Source organism: Streptomyces sp. NBC_00224 (genome assembly GCF_041435195.1).
In the GTDB taxonomy this organism is placed as follows: domain Bacteria; phylum Actinomycetota; class Actinomycetes; order Streptomycetales; family Streptomycetaceae; genus Streptomyces.
In genome coordinates this window covers 5,632,477-5,650,140 of record NZ_CP108106.1, presented here as the reverse complement: position 1 = coordinate 5,650,140, position 17,664 = coordinate 5,632,477, and the positions used below count along the sequence as shown (strand labels likewise).

General features: G+C 72.6%; 15 protein-coding genes. 4 read left to right on the top strand and 11 right to left on the bottom strand.

The features are described 5' to 3' along the window. Positions 1-166: 166 nt before the first annotated feature. The 6 genes from OG965_RS25275 to OG965_RS25250 all read right to left on the bottom strand — a co-directional run bounded on the left by OG965_RS25275 (position 167) and on the right by OG965_RS25250 (position 7,512). Positions 167-1,231: a BMP family protein gene (locus tag OG965_RS25275; RefSeq protein ID WP_371654337.1), complete on the bottom strand. Its 1,065-nt coding sequence runs from the start codon at positions 1,229-1,231 to the stop codon at positions 167-169. Positions 1,232-1,371: 140 nt separating this feature from the next. Continuing rightward, a complete protein-coding gene (locus OG965_RS25270) occupies positions 1,372-2,604 on the bottom strand; it encodes an amidohydrolase (RefSeq protein WP_371657053.1) in 1,233 nt (410 codons plus the stop codon). A 313-nt stretch (positions 2,605-2,917) separates the two neighbouring features. Continuing rightward, positions 2,918-4,018 (bottom strand): hypothetical protein, encoded by a 1,101-nt coding sequence (locus tag OG965_RS25265; RefSeq protein ID WP_371654336.1) that lies wholly within the window; start codon positions 4,016-4,018, stop codon positions 2,918-2,920. A gap of 15 nt (positions 4,019-4,033) precedes the next feature. Then, positions 4,034-4,972 (bottom strand): N-acetylneuraminate synthase family protein, encoded by a 939-nt coding sequence (locus OG965_RS25260; protein ID WP_371654335.1) that lies wholly within the window; start codon positions 4,970-4,972, stop codon positions 4,034-4,036. 12 nt (positions 4,973-4,984) lie between these two features. Next, positions 4,985-6,184 carry a cytidylyltransferase domain-containing protein gene (locus OG965_RS25255; RefSeq protein WP_371654334.1) on the bottom strand — a complete coding sequence of 400 codons (1,200 nt, stop codon included), beginning with the start codon at positions 6,182-6,184 and terminating at the stop codon, positions 4,985-4,987. After that, on the bottom strand, positions 6,184-7,512 hold the full coding sequence (locus tag OG965_RS25250) for a DUF6716 putative glycosyltransferase (RefSeq protein WP_371654333.1): 1,329 nt from the start codon (positions 7,510-7,512) through the stop codon (positions 6,184-6,186). The genes OG965_RS25255 and OG965_RS25250 overlap by 1 nt, the downstream gene beginning before the upstream one ends. Positions 7,513-7,699: 187 nt before the next feature. On the opposite strand from OG965_RS25250, the gene OG965_RS25245 reads away from it, so the two are divergent. Next, a complete protein-coding gene (locus OG965_RS25245) occupies positions 7,700-8,686 on the top strand; it encodes a glycosyltransferase family 2 protein (protein WP_371654332.1) in 987 nt (328 codons plus the stop codon). Further along, positions 8,686-10,005 carry an alpha-2,8-polysialyltransferase family protein gene (locus tag OG965_RS25240; RefSeq protein WP_371654331.1) on the top strand — a complete coding sequence of 440 codons (1,320 nt, stop codon included), beginning with the start codon at positions 8,686-8,688 and terminating at the stop codon, positions 10,003-10,005. Before OG965_RS25245 ends, OG965_RS25240 begins: the two co-directional genes overlap by 1 nt. 12 nt (positions 10,006-10,017) lie before the next feature. On the opposite strand, the gene OG965_RS25235 is transcribed toward OG965_RS25240, so the two are convergent. Then, a complete protein-coding gene (locus OG965_RS25235) occupies positions 10,018-10,665 on the bottom strand; it encodes a TetR/AcrR family transcriptional regulator C-terminal domain-containing protein (RefSeq protein ID WP_371654330.1) in 648 nt (215 codons plus the stop codon). A gap of 38 nt (positions 10,666-10,703) precedes the next feature. Between OG965_RS25235 and OG965_RS25230 the strand changes: the two genes are divergently transcribed. After that, positions 10,704-12,170 (top strand): FAD-dependent monooxygenase, encoded by a 1,467-nt coding sequence (locus tag OG965_RS25230; protein ID WP_371654329.1) that lies wholly within the window; start codon positions 10,704-10,706, stop codon positions 12,168-12,170. Positions 12,171-12,179: 9 nt separating this feature from the next. On the opposite strand, the gene OG965_RS25225 is transcribed toward OG965_RS25230, so the two are convergent. Then, positions 12,180-13,778 (bottom strand): methylmalonyl-CoA mutase, encoded by a 1,599-nt coding sequence (locus OG965_RS25225; RefSeq protein WP_371654328.1) that lies wholly within the window; start codon positions 13,776-13,778, stop codon positions 12,180-12,182. 93 nt (positions 13,779-13,871) lie between these two features. Here OG965_RS25225 and OG965_RS25220 point away from each other — a divergent pair, with 93 nt between their 5' ends. Next, entirely contained in the window at positions 13,872-14,771 is a 900-nt protein-coding gene (locus OG965_RS25220) for a peptidoglycan-binding protein (protein ID WP_371654327.1), read from the top strand. A gap of 224 nt (positions 14,772-14,995) precedes the next feature. Here OG965_RS25220 and OG965_RS25215 read toward each other — a convergent pair whose 3' ends face one another. The 3 genes from OG965_RS25215 to OG965_RS25205 form a co-directional block, all read right to left on the bottom strand. Continuing rightward, positions 14,996-16,105, bottom strand: a complete 1,110-nt coding sequence (locus OG965_RS25215; protein WP_371654326.1) for a hypothetical protein — start codon at positions 16,103-16,105, stop codon at positions 14,996-14,998. Next, on the bottom strand, positions 16,105-16,746 hold the full coding sequence (locus tag OG965_RS25210) for an RNA polymerase sigma factor (RefSeq protein ID WP_371654325.1): 642 nt from the start codon (positions 16,744-16,746) through the stop codon (positions 16,105-16,107). The genes OG965_RS25215 and OG965_RS25210 overlap by 1 nt, the downstream gene beginning before the upstream one ends. Positions 16,747-17,063: 317 nt before the next feature. Next, a complete protein-coding gene (locus OG965_RS25205; RefSeq protein ID WP_371654324.1) occupies positions 17,064-17,657 on the bottom strand; it encodes an RNA polymerase sigma factor in 594 nt (197 codons plus the stop codon). Positions 17,658-17,664: the final 7 nt, after the last annotated feature.

Sequence of the window (17,664 nt, the reverse complement as noted above, 5' to 3'; positions counted from 1 at the left end):
AGGGGGCTTCCGGAGAAGCTAGCGCGCCAACTCCGGCCTACGCGCGTAGAGTTGACACTTCGTTATGCCCGGCGGGCAGAGCGATGCCGCTCTGCCCGCCGGGCCGGGTGCCCCCGGCCGGAGCCGGGTGCGGTGATTGCGGGCGGTCAGTACCGACCGCCTTGGGTCACGGGGTCGTCTTGACCTTGATCGCGCCGTCGACGATCTTCTTCTTGGCCGCGTCGATCTGGGCCTTGATGTCGTCGATGAAGCCGCCGCTGGTGGCCAGCGAGACGCCGTCCTTGGCCAGCGGGTAGCTGTTGGTGCCGGTGAGCGGCTTGCCGTCCTTGACCGACTTGACCAGGTCGTAGACGCCGATGTCGACGTTCTTGACGACCGAAGTCAGGATCGACGCCTTGTACTTGCCGAGCGAGGCCTGGTTGTACTGGTCGGAGTCGACGCCGATCGCCCAGGTGCCCTTCTTGCCCGCGACGGCCTCGATGGCACCGTTGCCGGAGGAGCCGGCGGCCGTGTAGACGACGTCGGCGCCGTTGTCGAGCATGCCCTGCGCGGCGGCCTTGCCCTTGTCGGGGCTGGCGAAGCCGGAGGTGTCCGAGCCGTGCGACAGGTACTGGACGTCGACCTTGTCGGAGGGCTTGGTGTCCTTGACGCCCTGGACGAAGCCGGCCTCGAACTTCTTGATCAGCGGGACGTCCACACCACCGATGAAGCCGACGTGGCCGGACTTCGACTTCAGCGCCGCGGCGACACCCGCGAGGTAGGAGCCCTGCTCCTCGGTGAAGACGATGTTGTCGACGTTCTTGGCGCCCTCGACGACCGAGTCGACGATGCCGAAGGTCGTGTTCGGGAACTTGGCGGCGACCTGCTTCATCGAGTTGGCGTAGGCGTAGCCGATGCCGACGACCGGGTTGTAGCCCGCCTGGGCCAGCTGGGTGAGGCGCTCGACGCGGTCGGCCTCGGTGTCCGTGGTCTTGGCGGTCAGCTCCTTGATCTCACCGCCGAACTCGGCCTTGGCCTTGTCGATGCCGCGCGCGGCGGAGTCGTTGAACGAGTGGTCACCACGGCCGCCGACGTCGTACGCGACACCGACCTTGACGCCCTTGCCGCCCGCGCTGGACGACGAGGAGGTGTCCTTGTCCTTCTCGGAGGAGGTGCTGCCACACGCGGTGGCGGAAAGCGCGAGCGCGGCGGTGGCGATACCGGCCGCAGCGATCTTGGATACCCGGCGCACGAGGAGGTCCCTTCAAAACGAACCGAGAGCGCCCCTACCGGCGCTGGTTTCGCGTCGGATCGTAACGCGCGTAGATGTCGCGTAAAGACCTGTTCGGAAGCCGTTATCGAATCGCCGCGAACAGAGGATGAAGTGTCCGGTTACGAACGGTGTCCTTCCAGCAGCGCAGCGGCAGTGAAGAGCTCCACTCCGACCTTGATAGCGGCCTCATCGGCGTCGAAATCACCCCGATGCAGGTCAAGACGGGCGTTGGACCCGGGAGTGCGCACGCCGAGGCGGGCCATCGCGCCCGGCACGTGCTCCAGGTACCAGGAAAAGTCCTCGCCACCCAGACTCTGCTCGGTGTCCTCGATCGCGAACGCCCCTCGGCGCGCCGTCTGAGCCTCGCGCAGGAGTTCGGCCACCGCCGGGTCGTTGACGACCGGCGGCACACCGCGGACGTAGTTGATCTCGGACTTCGCGCCGTGCAGAGTGGCGACCTCGTCGATCGCGGCGTGCACCTTGTCGGGCGCGTCGCGCCAGGCGTCCAGGTCCAGGCAGCGCACGGTTCCGGCCAGCTCCGCACGCATCGGGATGACGTTGCAGGCGTGCCCGGCGTCGATGCGGCCCCAGGTGACGGCGAGCCCGGCGCGGGCGTCGATCCGGCGGGCGAGCAGCGCGGGCACGTCGGTGACCACCCGGGCGGCGGCGGTGACCAGGTCGGTGGTCAGATGCGGGCGGGCGGTGTGGCCGCCGGGCCCGGCCAGGGTGATCTCCAGCCGGTCGCAGGCCGAGGTGATCGCCCCGGCCCGCAGCCCGATCCGGCCCGCGTCGACGCGCGGGTCGCAGTGCACCGCGATGATCCTGCCCACGCCGTCGAGCGCGCCGGACCGGATCGCGTCGGTGGCGCCGCCGGGCAGCACCTCCTCGGCGGGCTGGAAGACCAGCCGGACCGCGTTCGGCAGCAGGCCCTGCCGGTCCAGCTCGGCCAGGACCAGACCGGTGCCGAGCACGGTGGTGGTGTGGATGTCGTGGCCGCAGGCATGCGCCCGATCGGGGACGGTCGAGCGGTACGGCGTGTTGACCTTGGCGTCCGGAATCGGCAGGGCGTCGATGTCCGCCCTGATCGCCAGCATGGGCCGCCCGTCCTTCCGGGTGCCGACGTCGCACAGGAGTCCGGTCCCGCTGTCGAGGACCCGGGGCTTGAGCCCGGCCGCCTCCAGCCGCTTCTTGATCGCCGCGGTGGTGCGGAACTCCTGGTTCCCCAGCTCGGGATGCATGTGCAAGTCCCGGCGGAAGGCGATGAGTTCGGCGCCCAGGGGCTCGGGGAGCAACCCGGGCAGCGGGGCTTCCCCGGGCAGATCGGCTTCGGGTTCGTCGGAGGCTCGCGACATCAACTGGTTCACCTGTTGAAGAGTAGGCCCCAGTAAGGGCCAACTGACCTTCAATCAACAAAAGTTCAGCCCGATAGGGGAAAGAAATCTGCCCGCCCGGGGGTTGTCGGCCGTGGGGGCTGGGTAAACTCGCCGCCCGTTTCTCAGACGTGTCGCAGATGTTTCGCAGTGTTCTCTCAGTGCGCTCTCAGCGCCGTCTCAGGCCGGGGCCCGGGGGGAGCCCGCATGGGCCACGGCCGCGCCCGGCGCGCGCCCCGGCCCGCGCGCCTCCGCTCATGTCCCCCCGCTCATGCCCCCGGTCACGCTCCCCCGCTCAGGCCGCGACCATCCGCAGCCCATGGGCGTCGCGGGCCGAGCCGGTGACGTCCGCGAGGAAGCCCTGGGCGCGCGGGGACGCCTTGTCGGTGAGCCAGGCGGGGTCGATGTCGCAGACCAGCAGGCGCACGTCGGTGCCCGCCAGGGCGGGCGGCAGGGTGTGGACGACCGTGGAGGGAAAACTGAGGATCGTACGCCCGACGGGGCCGCGCCGGGCGATGAGTTCCAGCGGCAGATCCGGCCGGACGATCTCCAAGCCGGTCCGCAGGTGCAGGGTGCGCAGCTTCTCGGGGGACTCGCGGCGGTGGGCGAAGTACCGGGTCACGCCGTGGGTGCGGGCCAGGGCCGCGACCGCCTCCAGATAGCGGTCCGGGTCGACCACGCCCGTCTCCACCAGTGAGGTGCCCACCATGTCCGCGCCCTTGGTGATGCGCGGCGGACCGAACCGGGCCCGGGTCCAGCCGAAGGTGTTCGGGGTGACCGTCACCGCCTCCGGTGCCTGTACGGGCATGGCACTGAACACCTCCACCGTACGCCCGCGCGACGGCGTGAGCCGACGGCGGGCCGAGGCGGCGAACGGTGCGAAGAGCACATCGCGCGCCCCCGCCCGGCTGCCGCGCCGGTGCCAGCGGACCAGCCGCTCGCCGCTGCCCAGTTGGGCGACGAACTCCATGGTGGCCGTGCCGTCGTCGACGACGACCAGGTCACGGGCGCGGGCCACGGTCAGCAGCAGCTGTACGTAGCGCGAGAACGGGTCGCCGATGACGATGCGGTCGGCGCTGCGCAGCAGCGAGGAGAGTCCGCCGATGGTGCGCAGCGGGGCGGTGGGCCCGCCGCGCGCCTCCTCCCAGCGCACCCGCATGCCCTCCTCGCGGGCCAGCTCCGCCATCCGGCGCAGCTGGCCGCGCGACATCGGGTCGGTGGGCGAGAGGACGACGACGGTGAGGTCGTCGTGGGCGGCCGCCGCGTCCCCGGGCCCGGACCGCTGGGCCGGCACGCCGTTCAGCAGCGGGCGCGTGGAATGGGCCCACTCCAGCACGTTGAGCAGCTGGACCGGGCTCTCCACGAAGGCGATCGTGGCGGTGGTGTCCCGAGGCACGGCGGCCGGCCCGTCTCAGACCGAGACCGGCGCGCGGTCGGCGTCGGCGGCCTCGGCCTCGGCCTCGGCGACGACACCGCTGACCCGGCGCAGCTTCTTCATCGGGGCGAGCTCCGACTCGTACACCTTCTTGACGCCGTCGCCGAGCGCGGCCTCGATGGTGCGGATGTCGCGGACCAGTCGCTGCAGTCCGCCCGGCTCGACGGAGGCGGCCTGGTCGGAGCCCCACATCGCGCGGTCCAGGGTGATGTGGCGCTCGACGAAGGCGGCGCCGAGGGCGACGGCGGCCAGCGTCGTCTGCAGGCCCGTCTCGTGGCCGCTGTAGCCGATCGGGACGTTGGGGTACTCGGCCATCAGGCTGTTGATGACCCGCAGGTTGAGCTCCTCGGCCTTGGCCGGGTACGTGGAGGTGGCGTGGCAGAGCAGGATGTTGTCGCTGCCGAGCACCTCGACGGCGTGCCGGATCTGCTTCGGGGTGGACATGCCGGTGGAGAGGATGACGGTGCGGCCGGTGGCGCGCAGGGCGCGCAGCAGCTCGTCGTCGGTGAGCGAGGCGGAGGCGACCTTGTGGGCCGGGAGGTCGAACTTCTCCAGGAAGGCGACGGCCTCGGTGTCCCACGGGGAGGCGAACCAGTCGATCCCGCGCTTCTTGCAGTGCTCGTCGATGGTGCGGTACTCCGACTCGCCGAACTCCACCCGGTGGCGGTAGTCGATGTACGTCATCCGGCCCCACGGGGTGTCGCGCTCGATGTCCCACTGGTCGCGCGGGGTGCAGATCTCCGGGGTGCGCTTCTGGAACTTGACGGCGTCGCAGCCCGCGTCGGCGGCGGCGTCGATCAGGGCGAGGGCGTTGCCCAGGTCACCGTTGTGGTTGATGCCGATCTCACCGGTGACGTACACCGGCTGACCCGGTCCGGCGGTACGGCTGCCGAAGGTGCGCAGACGGTTGCTCATGAGGGGGTGTCCTTACTGGGCAGGGGAGTTGTGGAGCGAGGGGGTGTGGTGGAGCTCGGGTCCGAGGAGCCAGGCGGCGATCTCGCGGATCGCGCCCTCACCGCCGGGGGTGGCGGTGACCGCGCGCGCGGCGGCGCGCACGGAGTCATGGGCGTCGGCGACCGCGACCGGCCAGCCGACGAGGGAGAAGCAGGGCAGGTCGTTGACGTCGTTGCCCGCGTAGAGCACCCGCGCCGGGTCGACCCCCGCGTCCTCGCACCACTGCTTGAGGGCGAGGTCCTTGCGGTCGACGCCGTGCAGTACGGGGATCTTGAGCTTGCGGGCGCGGGCGGCGACCACCGGGTTCTGCTCGGTGGAGAGGATGAGCAGCTTCAGGCCGGCGCGGCGCAGGGCCGCGATGCCGAGCCCGTCGCCCCGGTGCACGGCGACGAGTTCGCGGCCCTCGGAGTCGATGAGCACCCGGTCGTCGGTCTGGGTGCCGTCGAAGTCGAGGACGACCGCGTCGACGTCGGCGTGGTCCGGGGTGCGGGCCGGGTCGAGCAGCGGCGCCAGCGCCCGGGCGCGGGCCAGGTCGTGCGGGTCGTCGATCTCAAGGACCCGGGCCGGGTCGGTGCGTACGAGCGCGGTGTGCCCGAAGAAGCGGTGCCGGTGGGTGCGGAAGCCCTCGGCGTCCATGGCGTAGGCGGCGCCGGTCTCCAGGAAGTCCTGGGGGCGGTCCTGGCGGCGCGGGCGGAAGGCCTTGTCGTGGCCCAGGCCCTCGCCGCCCTCCGGTACGGACTCGCGCCAGACGAAGCCGTGGAAGGGGGCGACGGTGACGGCCGTGTCGGCGCCGTCCACGACGACGGCCGCGGCGACCCCGTCCACGTCCTGGTGGGTCAGGAACGGGCTGGTGCACTGCACGAGCAGGACGACGTCGGCGTCCGCGTGCCCTTCGAGTGCGTGCAGCACGGCGGCCTCGCTGGTCGCGGTGTCCCCCGCGATGGCGGCGGGGCGCACGACGACGTGCGCGCCGGCCGCGGCGGCGGCGGAGGCGATCGCCGGGTCGTCCGTGGAGACGGCGACATCGGTGACGTGCCGCGCGGCGAGGCAGGCCCGTACGGCCCGGACGACCAGCGGGACGCCGCCGACCGCGGCGAGGTTCTTGCCGGGGACCCCCTTGGAGCCGCCCCGGGCCGGGATGACGGCCAGGACCTTCTTGGGCAGGGCGTTCATCAGAGTTCTCCCATCCGGCGGATGACCGGGGCCACGCGCTGCACGCCGTGGCGGTAGGCCCCGCGGGCCGCGTCGCGTACGGCGTCGCGCACCAGGCGGCGTACGCCGGTGGCCTCCGCCTCCGCCTCGGGCGCGGCACCCGGCAGCGGGGTGCCGTCGGGGGCGAGGTGGTGGCGGGCGAGGATGCCGGGCAGATAGCCGGGCGCGGTGGCGGGCGTGTAGTAGGGCCGTACGGGCGGCAGGCCGGGGCGGGCGAGGAGGTCCGCGATGCGGGCGCGGGCCGCGTCGAAGGCGGTGGCGTACGCGTCGCCGGGGGCGACGCCCTGGGCGGCGAGCCAGTCGGCGTCGGGGTCCGGGCGGTGGCCGGCGTCCAGCTGGTCCCAGGAGGCGAGGCAGCCCGACCCGATGAAGTGGTGGTTGCCGAGGCCCTCGCGGACGCCCAGGTCGGTCAGGACGGCGGTGGGCACCGAGCGGTGCAGGGATTCGAGGGCGGCCGTCGAGGAGACCGTGACCAGCAGGTCGGTGCGGTCCAGGACCTCGCCCATGTTCCCGTACACCAGACGGAAGTTGGGCGGCGGCTGAAGGGACCGGGCGAGCTTCTGGTAGGGCTGCTCCTCGATGTGCGTGGTGTGCTCGCCGGGCTTGGAGCGCAGTTTGAGCAGCACCTCGCGGCCGGGGTGGCGGTGTGCGTGGGCGATCAGGCGCCGCAGCAGGTACAGCCGGTCGGCGCGGCTCTCGGGCACGGACGGCTGGGCGGCGAAGACGACGGTGTCGCGGCCCGGCTCGGGCCGGTACGGCTCGCCGCCGAGGAACGGCAGGGCGGCCTCGGTCACCGCCGAGGCGTCGGCGCCCACGCCCTCGTACACCGCGCGGAACCGCTCGGCGTCGTACCGGGAGTTGGCGAGGACCACGTCGGCGCCGTGGCGCAGCAGCAGGCCGTCGGCGAGCTTCTCGTAGACGACGCCGACGTAGCCGGTGACCAGGACGGGCCTGCGGGCGCCGGCCGGCCACAGCCGGGCGAGGCCGTGCAGGGCCGCCTGGGCGGCGCCGCCGACCAGCGCGAGGACCACCACGTCGTACGGCTCGCGCTCGACGGCGTGCAGGAACGCGGCCATCGTCACCTCGTGCAGGGCGTCGGCGTCGACGCCGACCTCGGCGAGCTGGCGCGGAGTGGGGGTGGCCCGGCCGCGCAGCAGGAAGCCGCTGAGCTCGGGAGTGCGCTCGGCGATCCGGCGGGCGGTGAGGGCACCCCATTTCCACCGGGTGTCGGAATCGGCGAGAACGGCGATCCGTGGCGGGGTGTCGGTGGGGTTCGTACGTGATGGCACGTCGAAGAAGCTAGGAATCCATTCCGTTTGGCGGCCCAACTGGACCGCAACAGATGGTTAACAGCGCGTCTACGAATGAAGAAAGAGCCCGGAAAGCGAACTGGTTAATAATCCGGTCGCCCAGTGTTCACCCAACATCCCTCGCCCGGACAGGGCGAATGACGCGGCGCCACTTAGCGTCACCCGGGTGGTCAAGCTCTCTGTGGTCGTGCCGTTCTACAACGTGCGGACCTATGCCCCCGACACCCTGAGAAGTCTGCGCGACAACGCGCGTGAGGACTTCGAGTTCCTGCTGGTCGACGACTGCTCCTCGGACGGTACGGCCGCGCTCCTCGCCCGCGCCGAGCGCGAGCTGCCGGGGGCGGTGGTCCTCAGACACGAGAAGAACGGCGGTCTCGCCACCGCGCGCAACACCGGCATCGACGCGGCGCGCGGCGAGTACGTCACCTTCCTCGACGGGGACGACTGGCTCGCGCCCGGCCACTACTCCCGACTGGTCGCCGCCATCGAGGAGTTGGGCTGCGACTTCCTGCGCACCGACCACGTGCAGTGCACCGGCACCCAGCGCTCGGTGCAGCGGGTGCCGCACGGGCGGCGCGGCGAGGTGCTCGACCCGCGCGCGGCGATCCTGCCGACCACCCGCTCGACCTCGGTGGACTACGCGTTCGCCTGGGCCGGGATCTACCACCGGCGCCTGGTCGAGCGGGGTCTGCTGCACTTCACGGACGGGCTGCGCACGGCCGAGGACCGGCCGTGGATCTGGCGGCTGCACCGGGAGGCGGAATCCTTCGCGGTGGTGGGTCTGCTCGGTGTCTACTACCGGCGCGGAGTGGCCACTTCGCTGACGCAGATCGGTGACGTACGCCAGCTCGATTTCATCCGGGCATTCGACCAGGTAATCGAGGAAACAGCTCAAGATCCAAATTCGGCGGAACTGCTGCCGAAGGCGGTACGGACGTACTGCGCCATCATTTCCCACCACCTGGGAAACAGTGAAAGGTTCGAACCGGCCGTGGCACGGAAACTGCGGACAATGAGTGCGGGAGCGCTGAAAAGGATGCCGCAGGACATTCTCAAGGAGGCGCTCGACTCCATGGACTCGGGCCGCGCCTCCCGGCTGCGGCGGCTGCGCGGACGCACGAACTCCCTCACCTCGGCGGGGGCCGCGGCCTGATGCGTACGACTCAGATCTTCCTGGCGACCACGCTGTACGGAGTGGCGACGCTGGCCGCCGCACTCGACAGCGACTGCTTCGGCCCGGCCGACCGCCGACTGCTCCTGGTCAGCAACAACGCCCCGATCCCGGAGACTTCGCCGTCGCTGGACACGATGCCCGGCTTCGAGTCACTGCGGGGGCGCTTCGACGGGGTGCTGTCGTGGAACGAGACCATCGCGCCGATGCACCCGGGCGGCTGGGCGCCGCGCGCCGACGACGTCCCGCTGTGGGAGCGGCAGCTGCGGCGCGCCTGGGACCTCGGGGACGACCGGATCGAGCTGGCCGTCGAGTCCATCCAGGTCAACCCGGCGGGCGCGGTCGCCCAGCTCTTCCCGGACGCGCCGCTGCACGTGTACGCGGACGGGCTGATGAGCTACGGCCCCACCCGCAACAAGCTGGACCCGCTGGTGGGTTCGCGGGTGCGGCGCGTTCTGCACCTGGACCTGGTGCCGGGCCTGGAGCCGCTGCTGCTCGGCGAGTTCGGGGTGGGCGCGGAGGTGATCCCGACGGCGGCCTTCACCAAGGTGGTGGGCGAACTGGCCGCCCAGGGCGACGGGCTCGATGTGCCCGGGGGCGCGGCCCTGCTGCTCGGCCAGTACCTGGCCGCGCTCTCGATCCTCACCGAGGCGGAGGAGGAGAAGCTGCACCTCGCCATGGTGCGGGGCGCGGCCGCGCGCGGCCACCGCCACATCGTCTTCAAGCCGCACCCCTCGGCCCCGCCCGCCTGGTCCGAGTCCCTGCGCACCCAGGCTCAGGAGCTGGACGTCGAACTGACGGTCCTGGAGAGCCCGTTGCTGGCCGAGGTGCTCTACGAGCGCATCCGTCCGGCCCTGGTCGTCGGCTGCTTCTCCACCGCGCTCCTGACCGCGTCGGCGTTCTACGGCATCCCGGTCGCCCGCACCGGCACGGATCTGCTCCTGGACCGCCTCACCCCGTACCAGAACAGCAACCGGGTGCCGGTGACGCTGGTGGACGCGCTGCTGCCGCCGCTGGAGGGCGAGGCGCCCGAGCCGCCGCACGACCTGGCGGAGCTGGTGGCGGCGGTCGGCTACGCGATGCAGTCCGAGATCCGCCCCGATCTGCGCCCCACGGCCGAGCGCTACCTCTCCCGCCGGCTGACCCCGCACACCTGGCGCTACTTCAAGCGCCGCCGCCTGACGACCCTGGCCCTCCCGGGCGCGATCCCGGGCCAGCTCGCCTTCATCCCGCGCAACGCGACGGTACGGAAGCTGGCGCGGCGGGCGCGGGCGGCGGCTCGGCGGGCGCGGGCCGCGTAGGGCACGCGGCGCTCAAGCCCGTCCCGGCCCGCCTCCGTACACCGCCTCCGCCCCCGCGATCACCAGCCGCAGGCCCGCCTCGAAGCGGTCGTCGTAGTCCCCGAAGAGGTCCGGGCCCGCCGCCGCGGCCAGCGGGAAGTCGCCGAGGCGGACCGCGCGGGCCTCGACGTCGAAGGGCTCGGGGCCCATGCCCTGCTCCTCCGCCACGAAGCCCATCGTGTACGAGTACGCGGTCGTCCCGGTCAGCGCCGCGTCCGCCGGGGCGATCCCCGCCGCCCCCATCGCCTCCAGGAGCGCCTCCAGCGAGCGCGCATGGTCGGTGCCGGTGAAGCGGGCGCCCTCGTACACCTTCGCGCCGTCCCGGTAGCTCAGCAGCATCGTGCGCAGCGCCCGACTGAAGCCCGCCAGTTGCTCCTGCCAGGGGGCGCCCGGGGCCATGCCCGGGACGCCGCCCTCGGCCTGTGCCAGGCGGCGGTACATCACCGTCGCCATCTCGTCGAGCAGCGCCTGCTTGTTCTTGAAGTGCCAGTACAGCGCGGGCGCCTGGACCCTCAGCTCCTTGGCGATCGCCCGGAGGGAGAGCCCGTCCAGGCCCACCTCGTTCAGAAGCCGCAGCGCGGTGTCGGCGACCTGCGCCCGGTCGATTCTCGTCGTAGCCACCTTGACAATTTAACACCGTTAAGCACATGCTTCCGGGCATGGCACTTAACAGCGTTAAGGATTCGCTCCCCGCCCCGGCCACCACCGACGTCCTCGTCGTCGGCGCCGGGCCCGCCGGCCTCGTCCTCGCCATCGAGCTCGCCCGGCGCGGCATCGACGCCGTGCTCGTGGAGAAGGGCCCGGCCCTCTTCCCCGGCTCGCGCGGCAAGGGCCTCCAGCCCCGCACCCAGGAGGTGCTGCACGACCTCGGGCTCGCCGACGCGGTCCGCCGGGCCTCGCGCACATACCCCAGAATGCTCGCCTGGGAGGGCCCCGACGGCACCACGCGCGGCCGTGAGTGGGACATGATCGAGCGCTCCGAGCCGACCGGGCAGTCGCCCTACGCGGACGCGGTGCTGATCGGCCAGGCGCACCTCCAGGCGCTGCTCCACGACCGGCTCGTCCGGCTCGGCGGCCGCCTCGTCCTCGACACCGAGCTGACCGGCATCGAGCAGGACGCCGACTCCGTCACCGCGCACTTCGCCGGCGCCCCGGACATCCGCGCCCGCTATCTGGTCGGCACCGACGGGGGCCGCTCCACGGTCCGCCGCCTCCTGGACATCACCATGGCCGGCGAGACCGTCGACCCCAAGCCGCTCCTGGTCGCGGACGTGATCCTCACCGAGAACGCCTTCCCCGACGACCGGAACTGGCATGCCTGGACCACCCACCCGGACGGCGGCGCGGTGCTCTGCCCGCTGCCGGGCACCGAGCAGCTGTTCCAGCTGGTCGCCCAGTACACCGACCCGGCCACCGTCCCGGACGCCACGGACGAGGGCGTACGCAAGCTGCTCGCCGCCCGCACCGCGGTCTCCTCCGAGCAGATAGCCGAGGTCGTCTGGGCCTCCGACTTCCAGCCGCGCGCGGCGCTGGCCGACCGGTACCGCTCCGGGCGCGTCTTCCTCGCGGGCGACGCCGCCCACATCCACTCCCCCGCCGGTGCGCAGGGCCTCAACACCAGCGTCCAGGACGCCTACAACCTCGGCTGGAAGCTGGGCCAGGTGCTGAAGCACGGCGCCCTCGACGCCCTGCTCGACACCTACGAGGCCGAGCGGCAGCCGGTCGCCGCGGGCGTCCTGGGGGTGAGCACCCGGCTGCACCGCGAGGCGCTCCTCGGCCAGGCCAACAGCCGCGGCGACGAGGTCAAGGGCCTCGGCATCGGCTACCGCGGCGGCCCGCTCGCCGAAGGCCGGGCCGGCGCCCTGGAGGCGGGCGACCGCGCCCCCGACGGCACCCTGCCCGAGGGCCGCCTCTTCGACCTGTTCCAGGGCGCCCACTTCACCCTGCTGGCCTTCGACGCCGCACCCCCGGCGCTCGATACGCCGCAGGTCCACGTGTACGAGATGAGCCCGTACGAGACGTACGGCACGGGCCTGTTCCTCGTCCGCCCCGACGGCTACGTCGGCTGGGCGGGCGAGACACCGGAGGGCCTGACCGAGTATCTGGAACGCACGGGCGCGCTCTGAGCCGCCGTCTCAGAACGCCTCGCTCGGCTCGTACGCCCCCCACACCTCCCGCAGCGCGTCGCAGATCTCGCCGACCGTGGCGCGGGCGCGCAGGGCGGTCTTCATGGGGTACAGGACGTTGTCCTCGCCCCGGGCCGCCTCCTGGAGAGCGGCCAGGGCCTCGGTGACCGCGAGGGTGTCGCGGTCGGCGCGCAGCCGGGTCAGCCGAGCCCCCTGCCGGGCCTCGATCGCCGGATCCACCCGCAACGGCGAATACGGCTCCTCCGCGTCGAGCCGGAACCGGTTGAGCCCGACCACCACCCGCTCGCCGCTGTCGGTCTCCTGCGCGATCCGGTACGCCGAGCGCTCGATCTCGCCCTTCTGGAACCCGTGCTCGATCGCGCTCACGGCGCCGCCGAGGTCCTCGACCCGCCGCATCAGCGCGAGCGCCGCCGCCTCCACGTCGTCGGTCATGGACTCGACGACGTACGAGCCCGCGAACGGGTCGACGGTCGCGGTCACATCCGTCTCGTACGCGAGGACCTGCTGCGTACGCAGGGCCAGGCGCGCGCTCTTGTCCGTGGGCAGCGCGATCGCCTCGTCGAAGGAGTTGGTGTGGAGCGACTGCGTACCGCCGAACACCGCCGCCAGGCCCTGCACGGCGACCCGGACCAGGTTCACCTCGGGCTGCTGGGCGGTCAGCTGCACCCCGGCCGTCTGGGTGTGGAAGCGCAGCATCCACGACTTGGGGTCCTTCGCGCCGAACTCCTCCCGCATCACCCGCGCCCAGATCCGGCGCGCCGCACGGAACTTGGCGACCTCCTCCAGGAGCGTCGTGCGCGAGACGAAGAAGAACGACAGGCGCGGGGCGAAGTCGTCCACGTCCATCCCGGCCGCGACCGCCGTCCGGACGTACTCGATGCCGTCGGCCAGCGTGAACGCGATCTCCTGCGCGGGCGAGGCGCCCGCCTCGGCCATGTGGTAGCCGGAGATCGAGATCGTGTTCCACTTCGGCATCTCGGCCCGGCAGTACCGGAAGATGTCCGCGATCAGCCGCAGCGACGGCTTGGGCGGGAAGATGTAGGTGCCCCGGGCGATGTACTCCTTGAGCACGTCGTTCTGGACCGTGCCCGTCAGCTCGCGCGCGGGGACGCCCTGCTCCTCGGCGACCAGCTGGTACATCAGGAGCAGCAGCGCCGCGGGCGCGTTGATCGTCATCGACGTCGAGACCTCGCCCAGCGGGATCCCGTCGAACAGGACCCGCATGTCCTCGACCGAGTCGACGGCCACCCCGACCTTGCCGACCTCGCCGTGCGCGAGCGGCGCGTCGCTGTCGTGGCCCATCTGGGTGGGCAGGTCGAAGGCGACGGACAGGCCCGTGGTGCCGTTGGCGATGAGCTGCTTGTACCGGGCGTTGGATTCGACCGCCGTGCCGAACCCGGCGTACTGGCGCATCGTCCAGGGGCGTGTCGTGTACATCGTCGGGTAGACACCCCTGGTGAACGGATACCCGCCCGGCTCACCCAGCTGCCGGGCCGGGTCCCACCCGTCGAGGGCGTCCGGCCCGTACACCGGGTCGAGGGGCAGACCGCTCTCGGTGCGCCGGGCACCGTCCGACTCGCGCGCCATGTGTTCCGCCTCGCTTCCTCGACGGCTCCTTGCAACCGTTCGGCCCGGGAAACAGTCTCTGGGATCACCAGAGGGAATATCAGGGGGGCGACGATGCGCCGGAACCATCTCACCACTGTCATAGCCAGGACGCTCGCCGCGGCCACCGTGCTGACCGTCACGGCCGCGTGCGGGGCCCAGTCGGACAAGGCGTCGGGGGCCGCCGACCAGAAGCCGGCGGCGGCCGCACCGTCGACGGCGCCGTCGGCCGACACCGCGAACGACAACCAGGCCGACGGAAGCACCGCCAACGGCGCGAGCGAGGCCGACGCCGTGGTCGCCCCGTCCGCCTCCGCCACCACGGCCGCCAGGCCGGCGCCGAAGATCCTGATGGCTTCCGGCGCGCAGGGCGCGCAGGTCAAGGAGCTCCAGGCCCGGCTCGCCCAGGTCGGCTGGTTCGACGACACGCCGACGGGTACGTACGGCAGCGTCACCGCCGCCGCCGTCAAGGGCTTCCAGGGCAAGCGCGGCCTGCCCGCCACCGGCTCCGCCGACACCGCCACCTGGCAGAAGCTCGGCGACATGACGACCAAGCCGACCCGGGAGGAGCTCAGCGGGAAGGCCGTCAACAAGCCCAAGACCAAGCTGGACAAGCGCTGTATGACCGGGCGCGTGCTGTGCATCAGCAAGACCACCCGCACGCTCAACTGGGTGGTCAACGGCAAGGTGCAGTCGTCGATGGACGTGCGGTTCGGCTCGCAGTACACGCCGACCCGCGAGGGCACCTTCAAGGTCTTCCTGAAGAGCAGGAACCACGTCTCGTCGATCTACCACACGCCCATGCCGTACGCGATGTTCTTCAGCGGCGGCCAGGCCGTGCACTACTCGTCGGACTTCGCCAAGCGCGGTTACGCGGGCGCCTCGCACGGCTGTGTGAACGTGCGCGACAAGGCCAGGCTCGCCAAGCTCTTCGACCAAGTGCGGGTCAACGACAAGGTCGTCATCTACTGGTGATCCGGTCGCCGGGCCGGTAGCGGCTCGGCCACAGGAGTGAGGGCGCGGGCGGGACCGGGGGAACGTGTCCCGCCCGCGCCGTTCGCGCCGAGCCTTGGGTACGGGGGGAACCCCGGCTCTGTGCGCCGCCGATGACCAGTCGGCTCACTTCCTACTGCGTCGGCGGGCCGAAAAGTGTCACACCGGGCGGTCGAGCCGGTGTGCGAGCCACTGGTCGGCGCCCCTCACGCCGCGCCGAGCAGCGCCGACGGGTGCTGCGCCGGGACCGCGCGGGAGGCCGGCGGGACGACCGGAACGGCGGGCGGCAGAGTCGGGCCGCTCTGGTCCGCGTCGCCGACGCCCGGGACTCCCGGCAGACCCGGGAGCGCAGGTGAGCCGCTCGCGGGCGGCGTCGACCAGCTCACGGAGGGCAGCTTCAGGACCGAGCCGTCACGGCCGCCCGAGATGCCGCCGTGCCCGCCATGGCCATCCCCCTTGTCGTCGCCGGAGCCGCCCTTGCCGCCCGAGTCGTCCTTGCCCCCGGAGCCGCCCTTGCCGCCCCGGTCCGCCTCCGCGAGGACGGCGTCGCAGAACTGCTTCACTCTCGCGGCGCCCAGAGCGGCGATTTCCAGCCGATTCCGGCGCGTCTGATCAAGGCGTCCCGAGCGGAAGTCGCGGCAGTACTCGACCTTCCTGGAAGCCCAGTCGCCCCTCGCACCCCCGGTCGTGGTCTCGGGGGCGGGCGTCGTCCTCCGGGGCTCGGCGGAGCCCGGCGTGGCGGCGCCGGGAGCACTGGCCTCCCCCGACGGAGTGCGGCCCGGCGTGGGCGACTGCGGGCCGACGGGGTCGCCGGTGCGCGCCGACGGCGAGTCCGAGGCGATCGGCCCCGGGGTCGCGGCGGCCGACACGGACGACACCGGCTCGGGGTCGGCGGTGCCGAGCCCGGGCAGCACGCCGGTCCCGGCGGCCATGGCGACGCCGCCCAGTGCGCATCCGGCCAGTGCGGCGGCCAGGCCGAAGCGGACCGGCCGCAGCCGTCGGGGAGCGCGGGCGCCGCGGGGCTCGCGCCCTACCCGTACGACGGTGTCGCTCCGGGCTCCGGAGGGGGCGCCGGCCTCGGCGCGGGCGCTGCGGAACGCGGCCAGCGCGGCGGCCTCGCCCGGCAGTTCACCGGCGGCCGGGGCGGCGGAGGCGCCCATGCTCTGCCGTACGTCCGGACCGGCCATCGCGCGCAGCACGGCGGAGAGCCGTTCGGCCTGCTCGCGGGCGCGGTCGTCGGCGGGAACGACCGGTTCGCCGCGCAGCAAACGCTCCGCGGCGTCCTCGTCCAGCCATTCGTGGCGCTCGTCGGCCATCACATGTCCTTCTGCGTCGGCGCGCCCGATTGCGTCACACCGCACGACCGGTTCCGTTGCGGCGGCACACCGCCGAGATCCGCCGGGGCGTCCTCCGTCCCCAGCAGTTCGGCCAGCCGCTTGAGGCCGCGGTGGGCGGCCGTCCGCACCGCGCCGGGCCGCTTGCCCAGGGTCTGGGCCGCGGTCTTGGCGTCGAGCCCGACCACCACCCGCAGCACCACGGCCTCGGCCTGGTCCTGCGGGAGCTGCGCGATGAGCGCCATCGTACGTCCGGTGGCGAGGGATTCCATCGCCTCGCCCGCGGTGTCCGAGTCGGCGGCGCGGCCGGTCAGCTCACTCTCGTCGCCGCCCACGGCGGGACGGCGGCCGCGCATCCGGATGTGGTCGAGGGCCCGGTTGCGGGCGATGGTGGCGGCCCAGCCGCGGAACCTGTCCGCGTCGCCGCTGAAACGCTCGATGTCCCGGGCTATCTGCAGCCACGCCTCGGACGTCACGTCCTCCGCGTCGCTCTCGCCGACGAGCGTCCTGGTGTAGCCGAGCAGCCGTGGATGCACCGCGCGGTACACAGCACGGAACGCGCTCTCGTCGCCGCCCTGCGCCGCGAGTATCGCAGCGGTCAGCTCCGCGTCTTCCCCCTGCACTCCCTGCACCCTGCCCTGGTGTCGCAGCCGGTCATCGCTGCCGCGCCGACCGGCGCGAAGGAGCACGCTACGGCCTGGGCGGCGGTTAAGTCCATTACTTGTACAACCCGCAACAATTCACTGACACAGCGCGGTGTGACAGAAAACGCAGCCATGGCGCTGAGAGGAGTACGGGGTCGCCACACGGCCCCGACGGAAGACGGCCGGGGCCTCTCCTGTGGGGGGTGGCGGCCCCGGCCGTCCTTCCGCGCCGACTCCCCCCGCGCCCGCCGCCGGTTGGGTGCCCCGCGACTGAAGTCCGTCGGCGCGCCCCGCCGTCACGGCCCGTCCGCCTCCGACCCCAGCCCCTGCGCGAGCCGCCGCAGCCCCCGGTGCGCCGAGGTGCGCACCGACCCGGGGCGCTTGCCGAGGACCTGCCCGGCCGCCGTGCCGTCGAGCCCGGCCACCACCCGCAGCAGCACCGCCGCGGCCTGTTCGCGCGGCAGGGCGGCGATCAGCTGGAGCGCCCAGCGGGTCGACAGGAACTCCAGGGCCGCCTCGGCGGTGTCCTGGCCGCCCGGCACCTCCAGCGCCTCCTGGTCGAGCCCGACGGTGCGCGGTCTTCGCCTCTGGCGGCGCAGATGGTCCAGGGCGCGGTGGCGCGCGATGGTCGCGGTCCAGCCCCGGAAGCCCGCCCCGTCGCCCCGGAACCGGGCCAGATCACGGGCTATCTCCAGCCACGCGTCGGACGCCACGTCCTCGGCCTCGGCCGCGACCAGGGCCCGCAGCTGGGCGAGCAGCCCAGGCTGAACCAGCCGGTAGACCACGGCGAAGGCCCGCTCGTCCCCCTCCTGGGCACGTGCGACGGCCGCCCCGAGCTCCGCGTCGTCGCTCCGGATCCGGCCACGGCGCTGGTCCCCACCCCTGCCCATGGTCTGT